Source organism: Piscinibacter sp. XHJ-5, from assembly GCF_029855045.1.
GTDB lineage: Bacteria > Pseudomonadota > Gammaproteobacteria > Burkholderiales > Burkholderiaceae_C > Albitalea.
Genome location: NZ_CP123228.1, coordinates 1600073 through 1624198 on the forward strand (window position 1 = coordinate 1600073; position 24126 = coordinate 1624198).

The 24126-nt window shown below is 68.1% G+C and carries 19 protein-coding genes; 8 read left to right on the top strand and 11 right to left on the bottom strand.

Annotated elements, in window-relative coordinates; translation table 11 throughout:
* Positions 1–81 precede the first annotated feature (81 nt).
* From P7V53_RS07530 to P7V53_RS07540, 3 genes are all read left to right on the top strand, one after another.
* Positions 82–1632: an ATP-dependent DNA ligase gene (locus tag P7V53_RS07530; protein WP_280154866.1), complete on the top strand. Its 1551-nt coding sequence runs from the start codon at positions 82–84 to the stop codon at positions 1630–1632.
* A gap of 143 nt (positions 1633–1775) precedes the next feature.
* The gene (locus tag P7V53_RS07535; protein ID WP_280154867.1) at positions 1776–2009 is read left to right on the top strand and encodes a hypothetical protein; all 234 of its coding nucleotides are present in this window, start codon (positions 1776–1778) and stop codon (positions 2007–2009) included.
* Between the two features lie 119 nt (positions 2010–2128).
* Positions 2129–2809 carry an ion channel gene (locus P7V53_RS07540; protein ID WP_280154868.1) on the top strand — a complete coding sequence of 227 codons (681 nt, stop codon included), beginning with the start codon at positions 2129–2131 and terminating at the stop codon, positions 2807–2809.
* 7 nt (positions 2810–2816) lie between these two features.
* Here the strand turns inward: P7V53_RS07540 and P7V53_RS07545 are convergent, their stop codons facing one another.
* The 3 genes from P7V53_RS07545 to P7V53_RS07555 all read right to left on the bottom strand — a co-directional run bounded on the left by P7V53_RS07545 (position 2817) and on the right by P7V53_RS07555 (position 4717).
* Positions 2817–3035, bottom strand: a complete 219-nt coding sequence (locus P7V53_RS07545; RefSeq protein WP_280154869.1) for a hypothetical protein — start codon at positions 3033–3035, stop codon at positions 2817–2819.
* Between the two features lie 102 nt (positions 3036–3137).
* Positions 3138–3836 (bottom strand): Bax inhibitor-1 family protein, encoded by a 699-nt coding sequence (locus tag P7V53_RS07550; protein WP_280154870.1) that lies wholly within the window; start codon positions 3834–3836, stop codon positions 3138–3140.
* Between the two features lie 119 nt (positions 3837–3955).
* Entirely contained in the window at positions 3956–4717 is a 762-nt protein-coding gene (locus tag P7V53_RS07555) for a TerC family protein (protein WP_280154871.1), read from the bottom strand.
* 167 nt (positions 4718–4884) lie between these two features.
* Here P7V53_RS07555 and nhaR point away from each other — a divergent pair, with 167 nt between their 5' ends.
* On the top strand, positions 4885–5781 hold the full coding sequence (gene nhaR / locus P7V53_RS07560; RefSeq protein ID WP_280154872.1) for a transcriptional activator NhaR: 897 nt from the start codon (positions 4885–4887) through the stop codon (positions 5779–5781).
* Between the two features lie 57 nt (positions 5782–5838).
* On the opposite strand, the gene P7V53_RS07565 is transcribed toward nhaR, so the two are convergent.
* The 3 genes from P7V53_RS07565 to P7V53_RS07575 form a co-directional block, all read right to left on the bottom strand.
* Positions 5839–7764, bottom strand: a complete 1926-nt coding sequence (locus P7V53_RS07565; RefSeq protein WP_280154873.1) for a hypothetical protein — start codon at positions 7762–7764, stop codon at positions 5839–5841.
* Between the two features lie 30 nt (positions 7765–7794).
* Complete coding sequence (locus P7V53_RS07570) at positions 7795–8946, bottom strand: hypothetical protein (RefSeq protein WP_280154874.1); 1152 nt, start codon at positions 8944–8946, stop codon at positions 7795–7797.
* 104 nt (positions 8947–9050) lie between these two features.
* Positions 9051–12053, bottom strand: coding sequence for a hypothetical protein (locus P7V53_RS07575; RefSeq protein ID WP_280154875.1), 3003 nt, complete (start codon positions 12051–12053; stop codon positions 9051–9053).
* Between the two features lie 326 nt (positions 12054–12379).
* Between P7V53_RS07575 and P7V53_RS07580 the strand changes: the two genes are divergently transcribed.
* Entirely contained in the window at positions 12380–12985 is a 606-nt protein-coding gene (locus tag P7V53_RS07580) for a histidine phosphatase family protein (protein ID WP_280154876.1), read from the top strand.
* Positions 12986–13064: 79 nt separating this feature from the next.
* Here the strand turns inward: P7V53_RS07580 and P7V53_RS07585 are convergent, their stop codons facing one another.
* From P7V53_RS07585 to P7V53_RS07595, 3 genes are all read right to left on the bottom strand, one after another.
* The gene (locus P7V53_RS07585; protein ID WP_280154877.1) at positions 13065–15404 is read right to left on the bottom strand and encodes a PAS domain-containing sensor histidine kinase; all 2340 of its coding nucleotides are present in this window, start codon (positions 15402–15404) and stop codon (positions 13065–13067) included.
* 126 nt (positions 15405–15530) lie between these two features.
* Positions 15531–16376, bottom strand: coding sequence for an alpha/beta hydrolase (locus P7V53_RS07590; protein ID WP_280154878.1), 846 nt, complete (start codon positions 16374–16376; stop codon positions 15531–15533).
* Positions 16373–17185, bottom strand: coding sequence for a class I SAM-dependent methyltransferase (locus tag P7V53_RS07595; RefSeq protein ID WP_280154879.1), 813 nt, complete (start codon positions 17183–17185; stop codon positions 16373–16375). Before P7V53_RS07595 ends, P7V53_RS07590 begins: the two co-directional genes overlap by 4 nt.
* A gap of 90 nt (positions 17186–17275) precedes the next feature.
* On the opposite strand from P7V53_RS07595, the gene P7V53_RS07600 reads away from it, so the two are divergent.
* The gene (locus P7V53_RS07600; protein ID WP_280154880.1) at positions 17276–19858 is read left to right on the top strand and encodes a winged helix-turn-helix domain-containing protein; all 2583 of its coding nucleotides are present in this window, start codon (positions 17276–17278) and stop codon (positions 19856–19858) included.
* A gap of 50 nt (positions 19859–19908) precedes the next feature.
* Here the strand turns inward: P7V53_RS07600 and P7V53_RS07605 are convergent, their stop codons facing one another.
* Positions 19909–20241 (bottom strand): hypothetical protein, encoded by a 333-nt coding sequence (locus P7V53_RS07605; RefSeq protein ID WP_280154881.1) that lies wholly within the window; start codon positions 20239–20241, stop codon positions 19909–19911.
* A 461-nt stretch (positions 20242–20702) separates the two neighbouring features.
* Entirely contained in the window at positions 20703–21578 is an 876-nt protein-coding gene (locus P7V53_RS07610) for a DMT family transporter (RefSeq protein ID WP_280154882.1), read from the bottom strand.
* 208 nt (positions 21579–21786) lie between these two features.
* Between P7V53_RS07610 and P7V53_RS07615 the strand changes: the two genes are divergently transcribed.
* Both P7V53_RS07615 and P7V53_RS07620 read left to right on the top strand, forming a co-directional pair.
* The gene (locus P7V53_RS07615) at positions 21787–22896 is read left to right on the top strand and encodes an ABC transporter ATP-binding protein (RefSeq protein WP_280154883.1); all 1110 of its coding nucleotides are present in this window, start codon (positions 21787–21789) and stop codon (positions 22894–22896) included.
* Positions 22897–22943: 47 nt separating this feature from the next.
* Positions 22944–24095, top strand: coding sequence for an extracellular solute-binding protein (locus P7V53_RS07620; RefSeq protein ID WP_280154884.1), 1152 nt, complete (start codon positions 22944–22946; stop codon positions 24093–24095).
* Positions 24096–24126: the final 31 nt, after the last annotated feature.

Here is a 24126-nt window from a genome sequence, read left to right on the forward strand (position 1 = left end):
TCGTTCGTGTGGGGGGTACCGCCGCCTCCGCACCGCCGTCCACCGAGGTGCCGCCATGCGACGCCCGATCACAATCCATCCATGACCACCTTGCTCGCCGCCGTTGTCGAGGCATCGGACCGTGTCGCGGCGACCAGCCGCCGCCTGGCCAAGCGGGACCTGATCGCGGCCTGCCTTCGCGGGGCGCAAGGCGATGAAGTGGAGATCGCTGTCGCGTACCTCTCCGGTGAAACGCGCCAGGGCCGGATCGGGATCGGCTACGCCACGCTGGCTGCGCTGCGCGGCGCGCATGCGAATGAAGCGTCGCTGGCGCTGCGCGATGTCGACGCGGTGCTCGAGCGCATCGCGGCCACGCAGGGCAAGGGAGCGGCCGCCGAACGGGGCGCCCAGCTGCGCGCGCTGTTCGAGCGCGCCACCCCGGTGGAGCAGGACTTCCTGGTGCGGCTGTTCGTCGGCGAGCTTCGCCAGGGCGCGCTGGAGGGCGTGATGATCGAGGCGATCGCGGCTGCAGCCGGGCTGCCGGTGGTCGACGTGCGGCGTGCGGCGATGCTGGTGGGCAACCTGCCGACCGTCGCACGGGTCGCGCTGACGGAAGGAGCCGATGCGCTGGCGCGGATTGCCGTGGCACTGCACCGGCCGCTGCAGCCGATGCTGGCGCAGCCGGCCGACGACATCGCGGCCGCGCTGTCCCAACTGGGCACCGCCGCACTGGAGTGGAAGGTCGACGGCGCGCGCGTGCAGGTCCACAAGGCGGGCGACAAGGTCACGGTCTACACGCGCAGCCTGAACGACGTCACCGGGTCGGTGCCGGAGATCGTCGAAGCGCTGGGCATGGTGGCGGCGCGCGAGCTCATCCTCGACGGCGAGGCGGTCGCGCTGACCCCCGACGGCGCGCCTCAGCCGTTCCAGGTCACGATGCGCCGGTTCGGGCGCCGGCTCGACGTCGCGCGCATGCGATCCGAACTGCCGCTGGCGGTGTACTTCTTCGATTGCCTGCATCGCGACGGGGTGTCGCTCGTCGATCGTCCGGCGCGCGAGCGCTTCGACGCGCTCGCCGATGCCTTGCCGGCGCCGCTGCTGATCCCGCGGCTGATCACCGCCGAGGTCGCGGCCGCCGAGGACTTCTATGCCGATGCCCTGGCGCGCGGTCACGAAGGCGTCATGGCCAAGTCGCTGGACGCGCCCTACGAGGCAGGCAGCCGCGGGGCCAGCTGGCTGAAAGTCAAGCGGGCGCACACCCTCGATCTCGTCGTGCTAGCCGCCGAATGGGGCCACGGTCGCCGCAGCGGCTGGCTGTCCAACCTGCATCTCGGAGCCCGCGATGCGGACGGCGGCTGGGTCATGCTCGGCAAGACGTTCAAGGGCATGACCGACGCGCTGCTGGAGTGGCAGACCCATGAGCTGCTGGCGCGTGAGAGCCAACGCGACGACTACACGGTTCACGTGCGACCGGAACTGGTGATCGAAGTCGCCTTCAACGACCTCCAGGCGAGCACCCGCTACCCGGGCGGCCTGGCGCTGCGCTTTGCCCGCGTCAAAGGCTATCGGCCCGACAAGCGGCCCGAGGACGCAGACACCATCGACACCGTGCGCGCGCTCTACGCCGCCCAGGTCGCGCGCGGCGGGCAGTGACTCGGATGCGGCGCACGCATGCGAAGTCTCGTGTCCATATGGAAGCAAGAGGCAACCGGTGTACCGGGCGGAAAACCATCTTGCCGTCCGGGTCCCGTCGGCGTACCGTTCGTTCAACCATAACAGACAGGTCGGGGTGTCTTGTGTCTCAACAGATCGAGTCGGATGTGCTCTCGCAGGAGCGGTGGGAGTCGGCGTGTTTCGCGGCGATGCTCAGCAGCCGGGATGTCGACCGCGAGGAAGCCAAGCTGCTGATCCGCGCCGCCTGGTCCATCGAGCGATATCGGACGCTGGCGCCGGTCCTCGCCGCCAAGGAACTGCTGCAGAACCCGGCCATCCAGCCGTCGAGGCGGATGCGCCGCAACTCCACCGGGTAGTTCGACATTCCCGCGCATTGCGCGGGCGCAGCCGCGGCAGGTGCCCCGGGGTCGCGGCCCGTCCATGACGCTCGCATTGGTCAGGCGAATCTGCAGGCCCGTCGCAGGACAATCGTCCGATGCGCCTCCTCCGCTGGCTTGACAACACGCGCCGCCATCCGTCGGCGATTCTTCTGGTCGTGCAGCTGGCCGGCATGCTGCTGTACCCGTTCATCGAAGGCACCGACGCCGGCCGCATCGGCTTCGGTGTGTTCGGGATCGTCGTGCTGGCGGTTACCACCGGAATGGTGCGCCGCACGCCGGGACTGAACTGGGTCTCCGGCGGTATCGCGCTGCCGGCCGTGGTGATGCTGGCGCTGCAGGTGCTGTTCGACGTGCCGTGGCTGCTGCCATGGTCCGCGGCGCTGGAGGCGGTGTTCTATTTCTACGCCGCCGGCAGTCTCATCGCCTACATGATGGCCGACCGCCGGGCGACCACGGACGAGCTGTTTGCCGCCGGCGCCACCTTCACGCTGCTGGCTTGGGGGTTCGCCTACCTGTACGTGCTGATGCAAGCCCTGCAGCCCGGATGCTTCGCGGCCGCGGTCAACCCCGAATCGCCGCGAAGGTGGACCGAGCTCATGTACATGAGCTTCGCGCTGCTGTCGAGCACCGGCATCGGCGACGTCATCCCGCTCAGCACCCATGCCCGCATGCTGGCGGCCGTGGAGATGTTCGTCGGCGTGATGTACCTGGCCGCGGTCGTTTCCAGGCTGGTGGGCCTCACCTTGCTGGAGCGCCGCGACCTGCCGGCGCCCTGAGGATTGCTCAGGGCCGGTGCGCTTCCCGCGTCGCGACCTCGCGCACCTCGATGTCGATGACGTCGCCTGGCGTCGCAGCGTGCCGCGGCGTTGCCCCGAACGACATCGATCGGCGACGACCTCCCCGCAGCGTGGCCAGCAGCACCAGACCGCCGAGAAATACAGCCGCCAGCAAGGCACCCAGCATCAGAACCAGCCCCGCGATGGCGGCGAGGACGACGCGCAAGCCGGCCCATGCGATGGCAGCCAGGCTGTTCGAGGAAGGACAGGTTTGCTCGTGTCTCATGATCAGCGTGGCTTCAGCTCGCGCCCGAAGTGCCTTGCATCGTCATTCGTCTCGGCCACCGCCGATGCCGAGCAGCATCAGCAGCGACTGGAACACGTTGTACAGGCTCAGGTAGACGCCCAGCGTGGCGCTGATGTAGTTCGTTTCGAGCCCGTCCTGCACACGCTTGAGGTCATGGAGGATGAATGCGGAGAAGAGGCCGATTGCCAGCACCGACAGCGTGATCATCAGCGCCCCCGACTGGATGAAGACGTTGGCGAGGCCGGCGACGAGCAGCATGACGGCGCCGACAAACAGCCATTTGCCCATCGCGGAGAGGTCCCGCTTGATGATGGTCGACAGCGATGCCATGCCGAGAAGGATGGCGCCGGTACCGGCGAACGCCGTCATCACGAGGCTGGCGCCGTTGCCCAGGCCGAGGACCGCGCCCACGAGGCGCGAGAGCATGAGGCCCATGAAGAACGTGAACGCGAGCAGCACCGGCACGCCGGCAGCCGATTCCTTCGTCTTCTCGATGGCGAACATGAAGCCGAATGCCCCGACGAGGAACACGACCAGGCCGATGCCCGGTGACATCGCGCCGGCCAGGCCTGTCGACACGCCGATCCAGGCGCCCAGCACGGTGGGGACCATCGACAGCGCGAGCAGCCAGTAGGTGTTGCGGAGCACTCGGTTGCGTTGGGCGGCCGAGACGGCGATGTCCGCATGTCCCGGGCCGTAGGTCTGAAGACTGTGGTTCATGAGGTTCCTGGTGGTGAGAAATGGGTGCAGGGGTGGATCGACATCAGTTGAGGTGAACTCTGGGGCGTTCAAGCCTTCCGGAAAAGTCGTATTTTCGGCATGGACGCTTCGGAATTTGCTTATGAATGCCCCACGCCTCCGAGCGCCTTGGCCTGCCGCTTGCCGCGGCTGCGGATGTTGAGCGACTCGACGAGCAGCGAGAACGCCATGGCGGCATAGATGTAGCCCTTGGGCACGTGCTTGTCGAAGGCTTCGGCGGTGAGCGCCATGCCCACCATCACGAGGAATGCCAGCGCCAGCACCTTGATCGATGGATGCCGCTCGACGAACTCGCCGATGGGCTTGGCGGCCAGCAGCATCACGCCGACCGAGGCCACGACCGCAGCCACCATCACGCCGATCTGGTCGACCATGCCGACGGCGGTGATGACAGAGTCGAGGGAGAACACGATGTCGATGATCGCGATCTGGCCGATGATGCTCAGGAACAGGCCCCTGCCCGCATCGCCCGCCGTGAGCGGCGTCTCGCCGGGCCCATGCTCGTCACGCGCCTCGACCTCGACGAAGATCTCGTGCGAGGCCTTGTAGAGAAGGAACAGGCCGCCGAGCAGTAGCACCAGATCGCGTCCGCTGATGCCGGTGCCGAGGACGGTGAAGAGGTCGGCGGTCAGGCCCATGACCCAGCTGAGCGACAGCAGCAGCAGCAGCCGGGTCACCATCGCCAGCCCCAGGCCCACCTTGCGCGCGCGATCGCGCTGGCCCGGCGGAAGCCGGCCGACAAGGATGGAAATGAAGATGATGTTGTCGATGCCCAGAACGATCTCCAGGCCGGTGAGCATGGCGAAGGCGATCCAGACGTTCGGGTCGAGCAGAAGTTCCATGGCGGGGAGTGCGAAACGCGTTTGAATTGAAGGGCGGATCGCCGGACGGCGAGGCGCGGAAGCCTGAAACTTAGGCGAACCGGTGATTCACGTAAAGTCGATTTAGTGAGCCCGACACTTCGAGAAAAGCGAGGTGTCGCTGGCGCAAGCCAAACGAAGGCGGTCAGGTGAACTACAAGCATCTCTACTACTTCTGGGCTGCCGCCAAGGCGGGCGGCATCGTGCGCGCGGGCGAGCAGCTGCATGTCACCCCGCAGACACTGTCGACGCAGATCAAGCTCCTGGAAGGCCGGCTCGGCTGCGCGCTGTTCAAGAAGAGCGGTCGACGCCTGGAGCTCACCGACGAAGGGCGCGCCGCGCTTCGTTATGCGGAGCAGATCTTCACGCTGGGTGCGGAGCTGGAGTCGGCGCTGCAGGACAAGCGCGACGGTCGTCGAACGCTGGAGTTCCGGGTCGGCATCGCGGATTCCGTGCCCAAGGCGATCGCCTACCGGCTGCTGGAGCCGGCGCTCGCCGTGCCAGCGCACGTGCGCCTCATCTGCCACGAAGGCACCTTCGAGGACCTGCTCGCGCAGATCTCGGTGAACCGGCTCGACCTCGTCATCGCCGATGAGCCGATGGGCAAGCAGACCAGCGTGAAGGCGTTCAACCACGCCCTGGGAACCACCGCGATGAGCTTCTTCGCGGCAGCGGGCTTGAAGCGATCGCTCAAGGGCCGGTTTCCGCAGTGCCTGGACGGCGCTCCGATGCTGATCCAGGGCGCCTCGTCGGCGATGCGCCAGCGGCTGGACGTCTGGCTGGCCGAGCAGGGCCTGCGTCCGCGGCTCATCGGCGAGTTCGACGATGCCGCCCTGATGAAGGCGTTCGGAGGGGAAGGGCGAGGCATCTTCATGTCACCCACCGTTCTCGAGGCGGAGACCTGCAGCCAGTACGCCGTCAAGCTGCTGGGACGAACATCGGAACTGGTCGAGGAGTTCTTCGCGATCTCCGTGGAGCGGCGCATCACGCATCCTTGCGTGGTGGCGATCACACAAGCGGCGCGCGGGCAGTTTCTCGTTGCGTAGGAAGCACGCCGTTCGAGGCCCACAAGCCGGTGAGCCGAGGTCCGCTCCCGGGGCGACTCAGCTCAGCAGGACCCAGTCGTTCCTGAGCTGGCCGCTCCGTTCGTCGACCTGGCCGACGTTGTCGGTGTAGTACGGCTTGCCGAGGAACAGCGGCTCGATGGGCCGCAGCGCCAACTGCTGCCACTGCCATGTGTCGGGCGTCTGCCACCCGTCGCAGCGGCCATAGTGCAGCGCCCCGAGATACGTCGACCGGAAACCCAGCGTGTGGCCCAGCCTGGGCAACCACGTCACCAGGGCATCGAGCGTCGCCTGTCCCTGTGTGCACAGGACGGATCCGAGCCTGACTTCGCCGCCGAACGGGCGAGTGACGGCGACCTGCTCGGACAGCCGCACCTTGAGGTCCATGAATTCGCAGGCCAGCACGAGGTCGCCGTTCGGCGCGATGCACGGCAGGCACCAGCCTACGCCCACCACCCCGCCTTTCCTGTCCTTGGCGACCAGCAGCACCCACGGGCCGGCCAGGCGCTCCACCATGCGGTCGGCCATCTTGCCGCTCGGCTTGAGGCAGCAGTTGACCTCTTCCCCGAGCAGCAGGCTGACGGCCTGCTCCTTGTCGAGCACCTCCCACGTGTAGACGTGAAAGTCGTTGCGGTGAGTCTCGAATCCGTCCCGGTTGATGAAGGCGAGCACCGCCTCCTGCCTGCGCTGCAACTGTGCGTCGTGGGCTTTCGCGGCGTCGCCGGCCATCGTGCGAAGTTGTTCCAGGCTGTCCAGCAGCGCCTTGGTCAGCTCACGCCGACGGGCCTTGTTCTTTTCGTTGATGGTGACGACGAGGCCGCTCATCATCTCTTCGTTCAACATGCACTGCTCGTCCTCCCCGAAGATCAGCTTCAGCAGGCCGTCGAGCTTGCCGTTGGCGGGCGATGACCACGTCTCGATCGGGCTGTTCGGGCCGACCTTCCCGTGCAGTGCTCGGCCCAGGCTGCGCAAGCACTTGACGAGGTCTGCCTTCTTCGCCGTCGGCTGCGCGATGGCGGTGAGGACGATCTCACGGATGCTGGCAACCCAGGGCTGCAGCACCGCGAACAGCTGCGGTGAGGTGCAGAAGCGCTTGCCCGGCCCGAGGGCCGCCTGGCCGCCGAACACGGCATCCCAGCGGATCGTCGGGTATTTCTGGCGCCACGTGTCGCGCTGCTGCCTCACGCCCACGATCTGCTCGAAACCCAGCACGCCGCGCGTCAAGCCGTTCAGCAATGCTTCCTGGTAGACGCCTTGGGCCGGCCACTGTTTGGTGCGGGTCGCCAGCGCGATGCACTCGACCCATCCCGGCCAGGGCTTGTCCAGCACGGTCTTGGCGAGGACCGGCTGGGCCGGCAGGTCCTTGTCGGGCGCACCTGGCTTGCTCGTGGTGTTGATGGTGAGCTTGATGTACAGCTCCATCCACCGCCGGTCCGACACCGGCAGCTGTGCGACCCAGCGCTGGATTTGCTGCCACACGGCCGGAACCCGGCACTGATCCTTCCACAGCTGGCTCACGAGCCGCTGCAGGAAGGGCAGCGGCGCCTCGGCAGGCACGAGCGTGCCGGGCGGCATGGCTGCCCAGTCCTGCGGCGCGTGCCGTGCGATGGACGACAGAAAGACCACTTCGCCGGGCAACAGCCGCTTGAGCACGTCGGGACCGCTCGTCACGATCAGCCGGAACAGCTGGGATCGACTTTGCTCGGGGAGCCCACCCGCCGGCACGTTTTGCCGGATCCACTTCGCCACCAGGTTGTCGCCGATCGCGTCCTGCACGATCTGGCGGCACACCGCCGGTGGAGCGACCGTGCTCCCGGCGGCCGGCTTGAACGCCGTGCGCAGATACTGCAGGACCGGTGAGGCCCAGCCGGACTGGTCGAGATGGGGCCTGGCGTCGCGCCACAGATCGGCCAGCAGCCGCGGCAGGCTGTCCGGGTGGCAGTGCGGCAGCAGCAGCACGTGCAACCTGAAAATGTCCAGCGGCTGGTCCAGGTATCACTCGAGGTGGAGCAGCGTCTCGTACCGCTTCTTCGTGAGCGCCGATCGGCGCGACAGCGCTTCGACGACATGCGCGCAGGTGTCCACGATGTCGCCACCCGGCAGCCGGGTGGCGAGAAGGATCACGTTGTCCCAGTCGGTCTCGACGGACCACCTCAACTGGGACATCGCCTGGGCCAGCTCCGGCACGGCGTGCGGCCACTGCCATTGGTCGTCGTCCAGGAGATGCTGGATCACCATGGTGCTCACCGAAGCGGGATTGGAGCGGTACAGCGCCATGACCAGGGACTTCATGACACCCTTGGTGCCGCCGCAGGCCGGCCATGGGTCGAGGGTGCCAGGCTCTGGCAGGAAAAGCTGGACCACGCGCTCGCCCAGCGCGCACTCGAGCATCGTCGGCAGCACCGCGCGGTCGTTGTCGTCGCGCAGGAGGTGGCCGATCCATTGCCGGAGGGCCGCATCGGTCACCAGGTCCTGCTTCGTGATGCCTCTCAGGGCCGACGCAAGCAGCGACGCCGCGCCGGTGTCTGTCGAGTGGCGGCTGGCCGCCGCGGCAATGATCGTCGTCCACGCTGCCTGGTCCAGGCCGCACTCGCCTTCCGTCAAGGCACACGCGACGGAGGCGAACGTGGAAGCCCGAACCTCGGCCTTGGCCTTGCCGGCGAGTTCCATCACGCGCCGGACATCCGGCCGCTGCATTTGCACCAGCAGCCGCGCCAATGCCTCGAGGATCGTCGGCGCGTCCATCGTCTCCATGCAGACCGAGGCAGCGCGGAAGACGGCGTCCGAGAATCCGGGGTCCATGAACATCATGGCGCTGGTGTCGACGCCGATCAGGTCCTGGAGGCGTTGGGCCAGTGCCAAGGGATCGCTCAGCGCCGCCTCGAGCAGCACCGCCTGCAGCAGGGTGCCGAACGGCTTGTCGAACTGTTCCAGTCCGTGGATGAAGTTGGACGCGAGATCGTTCACGACTTGCGGCCGTTCGCCGATGGCGCGCGTCCACTCGACCTTGAAGTCGCTCAGGAAGCTCTTGCTGTCGCGATGTGCGTACAGCTGCGCGACGGCGTCGCGAGCCGTGTCCCTGTCTTTCCCCAACGCAAAGGACTTTGCAAACGTCGACGATGCGACACGTTCGCCAGTGGTTTCCATGGCGCGATGACCTCCTCGGTGTGCCGCCGGCCGGCGGGGCCATTGTGGAAAGCGCTGCTCGAAACCTCCATCGGCAGATTGCCTGCGCAAAATTCCGAGTCACCTCAGCCGAGGTCGACCCACTTGGCACCCGGCTTTCCGATGTGATCGACATAGAACGGCTGGCCCTGCATGGGCGACTCCATGAACTTGAGTGCCAGCGACCTGGGCTTGCCACCCAGGCCTTCGGGCACGTGGCAAGACACCATCCAGCCGTGCTGCGGCACCGCGAACACCGCGCCCGCCAGCCCGAGCGCCTTGGCCGCCTTCGGCAGCATGGCGACCAATGCATCCATGGTGGCGGCGCCCGCGGTGCACAGCACGGTCTCGCCATCGCGCTCGACCATCTTCGACAGACGCATCTTGAGGTTGACGTAGTCGCAGGCCAGCACCGCCTTGCCGTCCGACGTCACGCATGGCGCGCACCACGCCACGCCTGCGATCTGCTTGCGCTGGTCTCGCGCCACCACCAGCACCCATCCCCCCGTGAGGCGCTCGAGCAGGTGCTCGCCCTCTTTGCCGTCCGGCGCCAGGCAGCACACCATCTCGTCGCCGAGAAGCAGCAGTCTTGCGTCGTTCTTGTCGGCGACCACGACGTCGAAGACGTGGTAGTCCTTGGCTTGCTGGGTGAAGTCGGGGTGCGCGATCGCGGTGGCCAGCGCACTCTGGGTCGACGCGAGCCGCTGCGCCTTCTCGTCGTCGGGGGCGAAACCCCGCAGCGTCTGCAGCTCGCCCAGCAGCGCCTTCGACAGCACCGTGGCATTGCCATCCTTCTGGAGGATGCCGCTCAGGATGTCCTCGGAGATCAGGAACTGCGGGTCGCTGCCGAAGATTTGCTCTCTCAGCGTGCCGAACCCCTTTGGCATGCCCCATTGCGTGATGGCCGGGGTGCGCTTGCGTTGGAGGGCCAACCCGATGTTCTTCAGGCAGAGGGCCAGCGCCGCCCGGTCGGACGTCTTGGCGATGGCCGCGTCGGCCACGTCGAGGATCGCTTTCACCCAGGGCTGCAGCACCGCGAACAGGACTGGCGAGGTGCAGAAGGAGACGGGCTCCATCTTCCCTGCACTCTCGCTGCCGTGGAAGGCGATGTCCCACCGGACCGCCGGAGACTTCTTTTGCAGATCGTCGCGATGCTGCTTCACCTGCGCCATCGCATCCCAGCTCAGCTTTCCAGTGACGAGGGCAGCACGCAGCGCCGTCGCGTAGAGGGCCTGCCCGGGCCACGGCCTGGCCTGCAGCGCGAGGCTGATGGCGTGGGACCACGCTGGAGACGCCGCGTCGCGATCCAGCGCCAGCGAGTCGAGCTTGGGGTCAGTGGGCACGGCCTGGGTGGACCACTTGGCCTTGTTGCCCGCGTTGAGTGCCAGCTTGATCGACATGGACAGCCATGGCTTGTCGGCGTCAGGAAGCTGCTTGACCCACTGCTGTACCAGGCGCCACACGTGTTCGTTTCTGCACTTGCCCATCCACAGTCGAGCCACGAACTTCGCGAGGAAGTAGGCGGCGTCCGTCGCCGGCACCAGCGTGTTGTCCGGCAGGGCCGCCCATTCTTCGGGATGAAGCTGAGCCAGTGTCCCGAGCGTCTCGACCTTGTCGGGAAGCACCCGCTTGAGCGCGTCGTGCCCGCTTGCGCAAATCGTCTTCAGGAGCAGCAGACGACAGCCCGGCGCCAGGTCCGACTGCGTGAAGGCCCACTCACACCACTGCGAGATGATGTTGTCGCCGTTCGCGGCCCCGATGATCTGCTCCAGCACCGCGGTCGGCGCGGGGATCTGTCCCCTCCCGGCGCCGAATGCCTTGAAGAGGAAGTCGTTCAACGCTTCACCCCACGTCCGGGCCAGGAGGTGCTGCCTTGCGTCCTGCCACAGCCGGGACCAGTCGTCCGCGTTCGACGCCATCAGCAGCCTCGGCCTGAAGCTGCCGAGCGGGTCGTCGATCGCATTCACGCGGTCCAGCAACGCTTGTCGGAACTTCTCCGACATCATCTTGGCGTTGGTCAGCCCCCGGATGGCATGCCCGCACGCCTGCGACAGAGGCTCGTCGCTCAGTCCTTGCATCAGCGTCATGACGTTGGCCCATATCGACTCGCTGCTGCATCGGAAGCGCTCGAGCGCACGAGCCACCTCCACCACCGCCTGCGGCGACAACCCATGTTCGCTCTCGAGGATTTGCTGGATCGCTTCCTCCTGGTCGTCGTACTCCCGCAGCACCTCGGAAAGAAAGTGAGGCACGTCCCAGGCATCCTTCCAGTTCAGGACCGGGTGCTTCCCAAGAAAGAGATCCATGACTCTCTCACGGAGCTCGCACTTCAGCAGCTTCGACAGGTGGATGCGGTCTTCGCGATCGTGCAGCAGGTACGTCGTCCACTTCTGCAAGGCGTCTTCCGACATCACGTCGACACATTCCAGCTGCTGCATGGCCTCGACGAGGTACGACGCGGCGGATGTGTCCTGACGGTCCCTCGCCACGACGGCCGAGATGATCGCGTCCCACGCGCTCACATCGCTCAGATGGTTGCCGTTGCGCATCAGGGCGAGGGCGGCACGCGCGTAGGCCGAGGCGCGCGCACTCTTGTCGACCCTGGCGGCCAGCTGGAGAAGCGTCTCGACATGGTCCAGATCGTCCAGGCTCGACATGAGGGCGGCAAGCGCCTCCACCACATCGACCGCGTGGGCCTGTTGCAGGAAGCCCCCGGCCACCGAGCCGATGGTGGTCCATGCCTCGGCATGCGCGAGGAAGCTCCACCGGTGCGTGCTCAGGCTCTGCAGCCGTGTCGACAGCGCCTCGGCCGAGCCTGCTGCTTCTTCGGACAGAAGCGCCTGCAGGAGCTGCGGAAACGGGCTGCCAAGCTTTTCCAGCCCTCGATAGAAGTGGTTGGCGAGCATCGTCGCGAGCTCGTGGTCGCCATGCGTGAAGTGCGCCCACTGCGCCTTGAAATCGGCCGCGAAGGCATGGCCGACCCCCTGCGCATGCAGCAGGGCGACGGCCTTCGGCGCCGACTTGTTATCGAGGGCCAGCCGGAAGACTTGGTCCAGCGTGAGATGTGCGGCCGGCGCGGTGGTTTCCATGCAACTGTCTCGGTTGGCGACGCCGTGGCGGCGTTCGAGTGCGTTCATTGTCGAAAGGCGGTCGCGTCACCGCCATCGACAGATTGCCGAGCCCGCCTTGTCTTTTTCAGCAGCGCCCTAGGACTTGCGCCGAGTGCGCATCGGAATTCGCCGCATTCGGTCGTGGACGCGTACCATGATGTTCGCCGGGCGTGTTCCGATGCGGAGCCGAGGTTCCAACTGCGCAGCTCCCATCGGCCGCCGCGCCACAGGAGTGCGGTTCCATGCAAGCGGGGTCATTGCCAAGAGCTCGTGCCGGATGGGCTTTTGCGACGCTGGCATCGCTCGTGGCGCTTGCGCCAGCACCGCAGATCCGGGCGCAAGACACGGCCGTCATCGACAACGCCCCATCGTCGGCGCCGGCATCCACGCTCCGAGGCGCCGACCTCGTGTCGGCGTTGAGACGCGGCGGCTACGTCGTGTACTTCCGCCACACGGCCACGGACTTCTCGAAGAACGATTCGGGCATGCAGGACTATGGCGACTGCCAGAACCAGCGCCCGTTGTCGGAGCAGGGTCGGCGGGATGCGATGGAGATCGGTCGGCAGATCCGGACGCTTCGACTGGCGCGCGGCGATGTCCTGGCCAGCCCGTTGTGCCGCACGATGGAGCATGCACGGCTCATGCTCCAGGACGTGACGCCGCGTCCCGAGGTCCGTGAATCGCAGGGCGGCGACCATGCAGGGCTCAAGCGCTTGCTGGCCTCACCGGTGCCGCAAGCACGCAACCGATGGATCGTGGGCCATGGCAACCCATTCCGAGCCGTGGCAGGGCCTCCGCATCTGGCTGAAGGCGAGGCGGCCGTCATCGAGCCCGGCATCACTCGCTGGACCGTGGTGGCGAGAATCCAGGTCGACGACTGGCGGGCCTTGGCGGCCGCAACGCCAAACTAGATGGAACAGGAGAAATCCTCTCCCGCGTGCGGGAGCGGGGCAGGGTGAGGGCCGTGCGCAAGCCCAGTCCGACCGGCTTCTACGATCCTTCGCAGTAGCGCTCGATCAGCTCGACGATCGCGCGCGACTCGCAGCGATCGGCCAGCGAGCGCAGCCGGTCGGTGAACGGCCGATAGCGTTCGTCCTGCTCGCCGAGCCGCTTGGCGTACTCGCGGATGCTGCGCATGTGGCCCACCTTGGCCAGCCGATGCAGCGCTATCAGCTCCTCGCCCGACGGAGGGACCAGCGGCAGCTCGTCCGGCGCGGCGACGGGGCCGGGGGCGTACGTCCAGCGCAGTCCGAGCAGCTCGCCGACCTTGGCCAGCAGCCGATCGATCGCGATGGGCTTGGGCAGGAAGGCAGTCGCGCCGGCCGCGAGACTGCGCGTCTCGTCGCGGCCCGATGCGTTGGCCGAGACAGCGATCACGGGCACCTGGTCCAGCCCCGCAAGCTGTCGCAGCCGCTCGATGGCCTCGAGCCCTGTCATGACCGGCATCACGAGATCGCTGATGACGAGGTCGGGGCGGTGCGTCTGCGCCGACACCAGCAGTGCCTGCCCATCCTGCGCCTCGACGAGCCTGAACCCGAGCGCTCCCATCAGGTCGACGAGCACGCCACGATTGGCAGGCACGTCGTCGGCAATCAGCACCGTGCGGCGACGCCCTTCGTAGCCGCTCACCATGCCTTGTGGCCGGTGTGCCGCGGCTTGTTCGCCGAGCACGGGCACGTCGATGTCGAACCAGAAGCGGCTGCCGCGCGCAGGCTCGCTCTCCAGCAGAAGATCGCCGCCCATCAGGCGCGCGAGCTGGCGACTGATGGTGAGCCCGAGGCCGGTACCGCTGGCGCGCCCGTGCGGCGTCCCGCCCTGCACGAAAGGATGGAAGATCGCTTCGTGCTGGTCGGCGGCGATGCCCGGTCCGCTGTCTTGCACCTCGAAATGCAGGCGAGCCATGCCCCCGTCGCGCGGCGTCGCCGCGATGCGCAAGACCACAGCGCCCGCCTCGGTGAACTTGACGGCGTTGCTCAGCAGATTGAGCAGCACCTGGCGCAGGCGCTTCTCGTCGGCTTCGATGACCGCCGGCAGGTCGGTCGGCACGTCGCAATGGAAGGCGAGCTTCTTGTCGATCGCCTCGACGCGGATGATGTCATCGATCACGCGCACGAACTCGGGCAGCAGCAGCGGCTCGGGACAGAGCTCGAGCCGGCCGGCATCGACCTTGGCGAGGTCGAGGATGTCGTCGATCAGCGCGAGCAGGTGCTCGCCACTGTTCTGGATCGTCGCGAGCCCTTGCCGCTGCCGCTCGGAGAGCGCTTCATCGCGCATGAGGATCTGCGAATACCCCAGCACGGCGTTGAGCGGCGTGCGCAGCTCGTGGCTCATGTTGGCGAGGAAGCGGCTCTTGCCTTCGTTGGCCGCCTCCGCGCGTTCCTTGGCGACGCGCAGTTCCTGCACGCGCCGCAGCTCGCCGATGTCGCGGCTGATGCCCACGATGCCGACGATGCGCCCGTCGTCGTCGCGCAGCGGCACCTTGGTCGTGAGCATCCAGCGCTGGGCGCCGGTGCTGCGGTCGAGAGCCGGTTCCTCGCGGCCGATGAGTGCGCGCCCCGAGCGCATCACTTCGCGGTCGTCGTCGAAGAAGCGCTGCGCCTGCTCGGGCGGGTAATAGTCGAAGATGGTGCGGCCCAGCATCTCGGCGGGCGTCGCGTCCACGCCCGCTGCCGTCGCCAGGTTGACCAGGATGTAGCGACACTCGGTGTCCTTCGCGTAGATGGCGTCGGGCATGTTGTCGATCAAGGTGCGCAGCAGGTGGCGCTCGACCGCGAGTTCCGCGGTGCGGTCCCTGACGCGCTGGTCGAGCTCGGCGTTCAGGCGGCGGATCTCGTCTTCGGCGAGCTTGCGGCGATGGATGTCGCGGGTGATCCCCACGAGCCCGATCACCTCGCCGTGCGCGCCGCGCACCGGCAGCTTCGTCGTCAGGTGCCAGCGTGCCTCGCCCGCCACCGAGTCGGTCGCGAGCTCCTCGCTCTCCCGCAGCGCTTCGCCGCGCAGCACCGAGTCATCGTCGGCACGGAACTTGGCCGCCATCTCGGGCGAGTAGAAATCGGCGTCGGTCTTGCCGATGAGGTGGCCCGGCGACTTCGCGCCCATCACGCGCGCGTTGGCCAGGTTGGACAGCACGAACCTTCCCGCGGCATCCTTGGCATAGATGTAGTCGGGCATCAGGTCGATGAGCGTGCGCATCAGCGCGCGCTCGTCGCCGACAGGGCTGGCGCGACCGCGCGCGCGCCGCCGCACGAAGAGCCACGTCGCCAGCGTTCCGGCGACTGCGCCGATCGCCATGCAGCCGAGCGCGATCCAGACGAGACCTGCGGAAGGCACCTCGCGACCCTTTTCGATGAAGGCCCTTGAACAGCGGCCAATATAGCGTCGCGAGGAGCCGGCTTGCGGCGTCATGGAACGCAGGTGCTTCCCGCGGGCCGAAGCCTGCGGTGTCGCGGTGTCCGCTCAAGGCGCGAGGTGGCGCCGCAGGAACTCGTCGGTCGCCGCATCCACCAGCGACGGGTGCGTGATCGGCCCCATGTGGCCGAGGCCCTCGAAGGTCATCGTCTCGACCCGCGGCAGTGTGCGCGCCAGCAGCGTGGCGACCGCGCGCGCCGACGGCGGGGTCTCGCAGCCCTGCATCAGCAGCACCGGCATCCCGAGCGCCCGGAAGGCGGCGAGCGGCGTGGTCTCGCCGAGCAGCGCCTCGCCCCAACCCTGCACGTTGACGATGGCGGCCTCGATCGCGCTGCGCTGCGACTCGGGCTTGGCGGCCCAGGCGCCGGCACCCATCCAATAGTCGATGAAGGCTTCGGCCGCAGCGCCGCGATTGCCGGCGGCCAGGGCCGCCGCGGCCCGCGCCACCGTGTCGCGGATGCCGTCGGCCGCGTTCGGCGCCGGCGCTGCGGCATCGACCAGCGCGAACAGCGTCGGCTCGTAGAGGACCAGCGCGTGCACCCGCTCGGGCTGCTTCAATGCGGCGAGCAGCGCGACGGCCGCGCCGTACGAGTGGCCGACCAGCGCGAACGGCGCGCCGGCGCGCTCGAACACCGGCTCCAGCAGCGCCACTTCGTCGTGCAGCGTCAGTGGGCGGTCGGTCGGCCAGGCCGGACCCCGGCCGGCGCCGTGGGTGTCCGGCGCCAGCACGCGGTGGCGCGGCGCCAGCCGGTCCATCAGCGGCCGCCACTGCGACGAGCTGCTCGCGTTGCAGTGGATGCAGACCACGCCCGGACCGCTGCCGGCTTCGCGGTGGAAGGGCACGGCCGGCAGGACCGGGCGCTCGTCGATCGCGGCGGTGACCATGGTGTTCATCGCCGCGTGACGACGACCTCGAGGTATTCGCTGGGCACGACCAGCGAGGCACCCCCGGCGCGGTTCATGCGCGTCAGCAGCGTCGTCAGATCGCGCTCCAGGGCCTGCGCAGCGTCGGCCGGCAGCGCGGCAAACGCCTTGTGGATGGGGCCGTACCAGGTGCGGAAGACGTCGATGAAGTGCGCCGCGCAGCGGTAGCGGAAATTGAAGATGCGCGGCGTCACCGAGATGGCGCCGGCCGTCTCGCCGAACAGGGCGTGCAGGTTGGCCTCGACGCCCCAGCGTGATGGCGGCTGCACGCCCGCCGGCGGCGGCAGGTGGCGGCCCAGGGTCTTGAAGACCTGGCCGATGAAGCCCTCGGGCGTCCAGTTCGCCAGGCCGATGCGGCCGCCGGGGCGGCACACGCGCGCCAGCTCGGCGGCGGCGCGCGACTGGTCGGGCGAGAACATCACGCCGAAGGTCGACAGCACCGCGTCGAAGCTGGCGTCGTCGAACGGCAGGGCCTCGGCGTCGGCGACCTGGAAGGTGGCCTGCAGGCGTTCGGCGCGGGCGCGCTCGGCGCCGCGTTCGAGCAGGCTGCCGACGTAGTCGGTCGACGTCACGATGCAGCCTCGGCGCGCCGCGGCCAGCGTGGCATTGCCATTGCCGGCAGCCACGTCGAGCACGCGCTCGTCCGTGCGCAGGTCGCAGGCCTCGGCGAGGTGCTCGCCGACGATCTGCAGCGTGGTGCCGATGACGGCGTAGTCGCCGCTGGCCCAGGCGGCCTGATGGCGGGTCTTCAAGGCGTTCAGGTCCGTCGGTGCATTCATGGGTCATTCCTCATGGGGTGATGCCGGGATCGGCTGCCCGCAGTCTGTCCAGCGCGCCCTGGGGCCGCCATCTCGGCGCCGTGAATCGTTGTGAAAACCGACGGCGCGTTAATCTTCGGCGCCAGGATGTCGACAACCCCAGCCTCCCCGCAGGCGTACCGCTTCGGGCGCTTTGAACTGCGGCCGGCGCAACGCCTGCTGCTGGCCGACGGCGTGCCGCAGGCCCTCGGCGGGCGCGCCTTCGACCTGCTGCTGGTGCTGGTCGCCGAGCGCGAGCGCGTGGTGCCGCACGACGAGCTGCTGGCGCGCGTCTGGCCCGGCCTCGTGGTCGAGGAGAACAACCTGCGCCAGCATGTGTCCGGCTTGCGCAAGCTGCTCGGGGCGCAGGCGCTGGCGACGGTGCCGGGTCGTGGCTACCGCTTTTCGCTGCCGCTGGACGAAGGCCCCGCAGCAGTCGTCGCACCGCCTGCCGCGGGCCATGGCCTGCCGGCCAACAAGCCAACGCTGATCGGCCGCGAGGACGACCTGGCCGCGGTGCTGGCCCTGCTTGCCGATACCCACCTGCTGACCCTGGTCGGTGCCGGCGGCGTCGGCAAGACGCGCATGGCGCTCGAGGTCGCGGACCGCGTCATCGCCGGCTTCCCCGACGGCGTCTGCTTTGTCGAGCTGGCGCCGGTGACCGACCCATCGCTGGTCGTGCGCACCGTGGCCAGCGTGCTCGACGTGCACGAGGAGGCGACGCGGCCGCTGCTCGACACCTTGCTCGATGTTCTGCGCCGCCGGCGCATGCTGCTGATCCTCGACAACTGCGAGCACCTGATCGAGCGCTGCGCGACCTTCGCCGAGCAGGTGCTGCGGCACAGCGCCGGCACACGCACGCTCGCGACCAGCCGCGAGGCGCTCGGCGTGGCCGGCGAGGTGGCCTGGCGGCTGCCGTCGTTGCGCACCGCGCCGCCCCAGGCCGCTGGCTCCATCGACCAGTTCCTGGCCTATCCGGCCAGCCGCCTGTTCGTCGAGCGCGCGCAGGCCGTGGCCCCAGGCTTTCGCCTGACCGTCGCGAACCTGGGCGCGGCGGCGCGCGTGTGCCACCAGCTCGACGGTATTCCCCTGGCCCTGGAACTTGCCGCGGCGCGGGTCGGCGCGCTGACCGTCGAGCAGCTCGCCGAGCGCCTCGACAACCGCTTCGCGCTCCTGACCCGCGGCCGGCGCACGGGGCTGCAGCGTCACCAGACGCTGCGCTCGCTCATCGACTGGAGCCATGAGCTGCTCGACGAGCCCGAGCGCCTGCTCCTGCGACGGCTGTCGCAGTTCGCCGGTGGCTGGACGCTCGACGGTGCCGAGGCCGTGTGCAGCGCGCCGCCGATCGTGCGCGGCCAGGTGCTCGACCTGCTGGCCCAGCTGGTCGAAAAGTCACTGGTCGTGCTCGACACCCAGGGCGACGAGCCGCGCTACCGGCTGCTCGAGACCATCCGGCAGTACGGGCTGGAGAAGCTGCTGATCGCCGACGAGCTCGAGGAAACCCGCCGCCGCCACCTGGCCTACTGCGGCGAGCTGGCCGAGCGAATCCGGCCGCTGCTGACGCGCGCGGAGCAGCTGCGCTGGCACGCGCGTGCCGAGACGGAGCTCGACAACTTCCGGCTCGCGCTGCAGTGGTCTCTGCGCTCCGGATACGCCGAAGAAGGCCTGCGCTTGTTCAGCTCGCTGACACGCTTCTGGTACAAGAACATGCACTGGAAGGAGATGGTCGGCTGGCAGGAACGGCTGGCACAAGCCTTCCGCCGCGAAGGCCGGGCGCCCTCGATCCACTACGCGCGCTCGTTCTATGGCGCGGGCATGCTGGCCACCAACTTCGACCCGCCGCTCGGACGTCAGCTGTGCGAGCAGTGCATCGAAGCTTCTCGGCCGCTCGGCTTCGACGAGGGTCTGGCCTGGTCGCTGATGTGGATGGGCTACATCGACACGCGCCGGCGCGACCCTGCGACCGCGCGGCTGTTCGAAGACAGCCTGACTCACGGCCGGCGCATCGAGGACCCCTGGCGCCGGGCCTTCCTGCTCGCCCAGGCGCTGATCTGCTATGCAGGCTACGAGGCGCTGATGGGACGCGACGAATCGGCCGAGGCCATGGTTGCCGAATGCGAAGCGCAGATTGCCAAGATCGGCAGCGACAAGCTCTACATCGGCCACGGCCGCGCACTGCTCGGCACGATCGCCATTCGTCGTGGCCAGTTCGAGCTTGCGCAGCAACTGCTCACGCAGAGCCTGGCGCTGTACCGCGAGGTGGAGTCGACCTTCGACATCGCCGGCAGCCTGGCGCAGCAAGGCTTCCTGGCGCTGCGGCGAAACGATCCGGCTCAGGCGCTGGCATTGTTCCGGCAGAGCCTGCCGATGTACCGCAACTATCCGACATCGCCAGGCGTGACCCGGGGCCTCGCGCAGCTGATGATCGCCTTCGCTGCCTGCGGCCAACCGCGCGTCGCGGCGCGGCTGGCCGGCGTGTTGGGGGCCGAGGCCGCGCCTGCCGAACTGTCGGGCACCGTCAAGCGCGCCTACGAGGACGCACTGGCCGATGTGCGGCGCGCGCTCGAACCCGCTGAACACGAGCACGAGCTCGAGGCCGGGCGCGCGATGGATCGCGAAGCGGCCATCGACTACGCGCTGGCCGCTGCAGGCTGAACACCTCGCGCGACGGCGCCGAGGCGCCCGTTGTCACGATCGTTGCGCGATCAGGCCGTGGCGCTCGACGCCGTCGACCCGGAGCTGACCCCGCCCGCAGGGTGGGCGTTCGCGTGGATGAAGGTGATCTTCGGAAAGTTCAGGCAGGTCGTCGTTCCGGCCTCCACGTCGATGCCGGGCGTGGCGGCTTTGTCGGCTTCCTGCTGCGTGTGCGCTGCACTGCCGCCGAAGGTGTAGGTGATCTTGGGAAAGTTGAAGGCGGTCAAGGTATCGGCATGGGGTTCGATGCCGGTGGTGCCGGCGTTGTGCGTCTCTTGCGCGGCATGCGCCGCACCGGCGCCGCAGGCAGCGACCACGATCAAGGCTTGCAAGGTGTGCTTCATTCTGAGTCCATCAGTCGTCAAGTAGGAGGGTAGACATATCGACGCCTTCTCCGTCCGCAGGGGTCGGGCCGGCGCGATACCGCTTTCGGGGCGCGCGATCTCGGCGCCCCCAGGAAGCACTATCGAAATCGACGTGCAAAAGCCGACATGCGGCCGGTGGGCGGAGGGCCTCGACCGCATTCCATTGCGGAATTCGCTGCCGGACGTGGTGCCTGCTGGTCGTTCGTCGCGGGCACTTCGGGCGTGTACCCGTACCCCGAGACGAAGCGCGCCGCGTGAGGCCGTGGGCGCTGCACCGCCTTCGAACTTGAACAGCGCAGAAACGTATGACGGTGGAGAGTCGCCTCGCTGACACTGGCGCGTGCGTGGTCCGAAGGCAATCAGGACCTGCCGAAGATCGCCGCGGGTCGATCGGCCCAGTCAATCGGCGGATGCGCCGCAGTGGACGTTCCGGGTGCCGGTCAGGCCGCCGTCGCCGGCTTGAACAGCGCCAGGGCGAGGCCAACCGCGCAGCAGGACATCGAGGCCCACTGCACCGCTCCCAGCGGCTCGCGGTGGACGATGGCGCCGGACACCATGGCCACCACCGGCACCATCACCGCCGACATCGCGGCGACGTTCGCAGGCAGCATGCCCACGATCGCGAACCAGGCGACGTTGCCGATGGCGATGGGGACCAGGGTGATGTAGGCAATGATCAGGATGCTTGTCGTCGACGGCACGAACCACATGGCGTCGCGGGCAAACCAGAATGCGCCGATGACGATGGGTACCGCGGCAATGAGCAATTGCCACGCCGTCAGCACCAGCGGCGACACCGGCACCGGGTTGCGCTTGATGATGACGGTGCCCACCGCCCAACCGACGCCGGCGAGCAGCCCCAGGAAGAAGCCGAGCGGAGCCTTGGCATACGCATCGATGCCGTTCACGATCAGGAGCGCCACGCCCAGGCCGCCAAAGGCCAGACCGGCCAGCACCCGAACGGCGGGCTGCTCGCCCAGCAGTGTCCACGTGATCAACGCCGCCCACAGCGGCATGGTGAATCCCAGGATGGCTGCCTGCCCTGATGGAATGAGGACGGCCGCATAGGTGCTGGCCACGTTCCAGACGAAGAAGTACGCCAACGACGACATCACCATCGTCGCCCAGTGCGCGCGCGGGATGCGCAGCGATTCATCGCGCATGCGCGCAAGCGCCAGCAGCACGAGACTTGCGCTGACCAGGCTCACGGCGCGGAATGTCCACACCGACACTTCGCGCACGGCGAGCGGGAACAGCGGCCAGTTGGTGCCCCAGACGAGGGTGAGAATGATGACGAACGGGATGGCTTTGCGCACCGGGGCAGGTTAGCCCAATCGGAGCGTCGCGCGGGATCGCAGGGAGATGCTCGTCAGCGCGCGGCGTGCCGGCGGCAGGCAGCGTCCGGGCGTGGCCGTTCGGCTTGTGTGCGTCATCGGTGATAACCCTCTTCAGCGTTCGGCCACCGGCTGGAAATACTGCGGCGACAGCTTGCACCGCCCAGTGCGTTCAACCGCGCACCCCGCCATGGCCCCGCAACCGATCATCGACATCCAAGCGCTGCATGTCGCCTACGGCAGCACCGAGGTGCTGAAGGGGATCGACTTGGCGATCGAGCGCGGCGCGTTCGTCGCGCTGCTGGGCGCCTCCGGCTGCGGCAAGACCACGCTGCTGCGCACGCTGTCGGGCTTCATGCCGGCCGCGTCCGGTCGCATCCGAGTCGACGGTCGCGACATCACCGCGCTGCCGCCCGAGAGGCGCGGCATCGCGATGGTGTTCCAGTCCTACGCACTGTGGTCGCACATGAACGTCGCCGCCAACATCGGCTATGGCCTCAAGTTGCGCGGCGTGCCCAGGGACAGGATCGCCGAGCGCGTCGAGGCGATGCTTTCGATGCTGGGCCTGCCGGGCTACGGGTCTCGCCGCGTCGACGCACTGTCCGGCGGGCAGCGCCAGCGCGTGGCGCTGGGGCGCGCGCTTGCCATCGAGCCGAAGATCCTGCTGCTCGACGAGCCGCTGTCGAACCTGGACGCGCGCGTGCGGCTGCAGATGCGGCACGAGATCCGCTCGCTGCAGCGCAAGCTCGGCGTCACCGCAGTGCTGGTCACCCACGACCGCGAGGAGGCGATGTCGATGGCCGACCGCGTGGTCGTGCTCGACCAGGGCCGCATCGCCCAGCAGGGTACGCCACAGGAACTGTTCCAGCGCCCGGCGTCGCCGCATGTGGCAGCGTTCATGGGCGCCGAGAACGTGATCGAGGCCGAGGGTGCGCTCAGCGCCGGCGCGCTCGACCTGCGCATCCCGGCGCAGCCGCCCGCGCGCCTGGCCGGCGCCCACGTGGCCCGGCTGCCTGACCATGGAGCCGGCGCTGTATGCGTGCATTTCCGCAGCGAGGCTGCGTCGCTGGTGCGCGCCGGCGCCCGAGGCGCCGCGGCCGGAGACAACGCCCTGCATCTCGCGGGCGTCGTCGATCAGGTCAGCTACCTCGGCGAGCGCTATCGCTGTGCCGTGCGCACCGGCTGCGGCGAATTCCTGGTCGACCATCCGGAACCGTTAGCACCGGATCAAGCGGTCACCGTGTGCGTGCCGGCGCAGGCACTGCACGTCTATGCCCGCGACGCATCTGCGCCTCCATGACCGGGCGCCAAGCCCCGAAGCCCTCGCAACCGATCCGAGGAGATTCCATGAACAAGCTCTTACGCCGCTTCCACATGACAGCCGCCATCACCCTCGCCGCGCTGGCGCCGGGCGCCGGCGCGCAGACCACGCTCAACGTCATCACGGGTGGTTCGCAGAACATGGTGGACTACGTCACCGACTACCTCGGACCGCTGTTCGAGAAGCAGAACCCCGGCGTCAAGGTGAGCGTGGTCGGCGTCGGCCCTGACGACGCCGGCTCGCAGAAGATCATCGAGAAGCTGGCGGCGCAGAAGGCTGCCGGCGCTGCGGTCTGGGATGTCGATGTCGTCGTGCCCAACCAGCAGAAGACCGGGGAGATGGTTCGCGACGGATTGCTGGCCAAGTACCGCGACAGCATCCCGACCGGCAAGTTCGCCATCAGCCAGTCGAGCAAGAAGGCGCTTGGTGTGGATGTCGACGGCTACGTGATGCCGATGTTCGAGAGCCAGACCGCCATCGCGTACAACCCCGACCTGGTCAAGCAGGTGCCCTCTTCCTACGACGAACTGCGCGCCTGGGTGTCCAAGAACCCCAAGGCCTTCGGCTACAACGGCATCAAGGGCGGCATGTCGGGTGTGGCCTTCGTCGTCGGGTGGGTCTATGCCTACGGCGGCAACGCCGAGACAGTGCAGCAGGGCCCGTACAACGCCCAGGCCGCAGCGGGCTGGAAAAAGGCCTTCGCGGAGCTGAAGGACTTCAACAGGAACGTCGTCTTCACTCCGGGCAACGCCGGCACGCTGGACATGCTCAATCGCGGCGAGATCGCGATGGGTCCGGTGTGGGTCGACATGTTCCAGAGCTGGAAGGCCGACGGCCGCCTGCCGCCGAACATGAAGCTCAAGATCCTGGCTCCGGGCATGCCGGGACAGCCCTACTACTACGCCATCCCTGCCAAGGCCAGGAACGCCGAGATGGCGAAGAAGTTCATTGCCCTGGCGACCAGCCCGCAGGTGCAGGCCGAGGGCATCGTCAAGCGCTTCAACTGGTACCCCGGCATAGATGCCAGCGTCGTCAAGCCGGCGCTCGACGAAAAGATCTGGAACCAGCTGTTCACCGACGTGACGCCGTCCGACCTGGCGAGCTACGGCAAGCCCTTCCCGCTGGCGCCTTTCTTCAAGGACCTGCGCGAGCAGTACGAGACCCAGGTGCAGAACTGATGGCGGCCCGAGCCGCCACCGGGACCCGCGA

Coding starts and splice junctions, on each gene's coding strand:
- P7V53_RS07605 (WP_280154881.1), bottom strand. CDS start 20,241: ATGAAGCACACCTTGCAAGCCTTGATCGTGGTCGCTGCCTGCGGCGCC.
- P7V53_RS07595 (WP_280154879.1), bottom strand. CDS start 17,185: ATGAATGCACCGACGGACCTGAACGCCTTGAAGACCCGCCATCAGGCC.
- P7V53_RS07555 (WP_280154871.1), bottom strand. CDS start 4,717: ATGGAACTTCTGCTCGACCCGAACGTCTGGATCGCCTTCGCCATGCTC.
- P7V53_RS07540 (WP_280154868.1), top strand. CDS start 2,129: ATGCGCCTCCTCCGCTGGCTTGACAACACGCGCCGCCATCCGTCGGCG.
- P7V53_RS07575 (WP_280154875.1), bottom strand. CDS start 12,053: ATGGAAACCACCGCGCCGGCCGCACATCTCACGCTGGACCAAGTCTTC.
- P7V53_RS07550 (WP_280154870.1), bottom strand. CDS start 3,836: ATGAACCACAGTCTTCAGACCTACGGCCCGGGACATGCGGACATCGCC.
- P7V53_RS07590 (WP_280154878.1), bottom strand. CDS start 16,376: ATGAACACCATGGTCACCGCCGCGATCGACGAGCGCCCGGTCCTGCCG.
- P7V53_RS07620 (WP_280154884.1), top strand. CDS start 22,944: ATGAACAAGCTCTTACGCCGCTTCCACATGACAGCCGCCATCACCCTC.
- P7V53_RS07615 (WP_280154883.1), top strand. CDS start 21,787: ATGGCCCCGCAACCGATCATCGACATCCAAGCGCTGCATGTCGCCTAC.
- P7V53_RS07530 (WP_280154866.1), top strand. CDS start 82: ATGACCACCTTGCTCGCCGCCGTTGTCGAGGCATCGGACCGTGTCGCG.
- P7V53_RS07570 (WP_280154874.1), bottom strand. CDS start 8,946: ATGGAAACCACTGGCGAACGTGTCGCATCGTCGACGTTTGCAAAGTCC.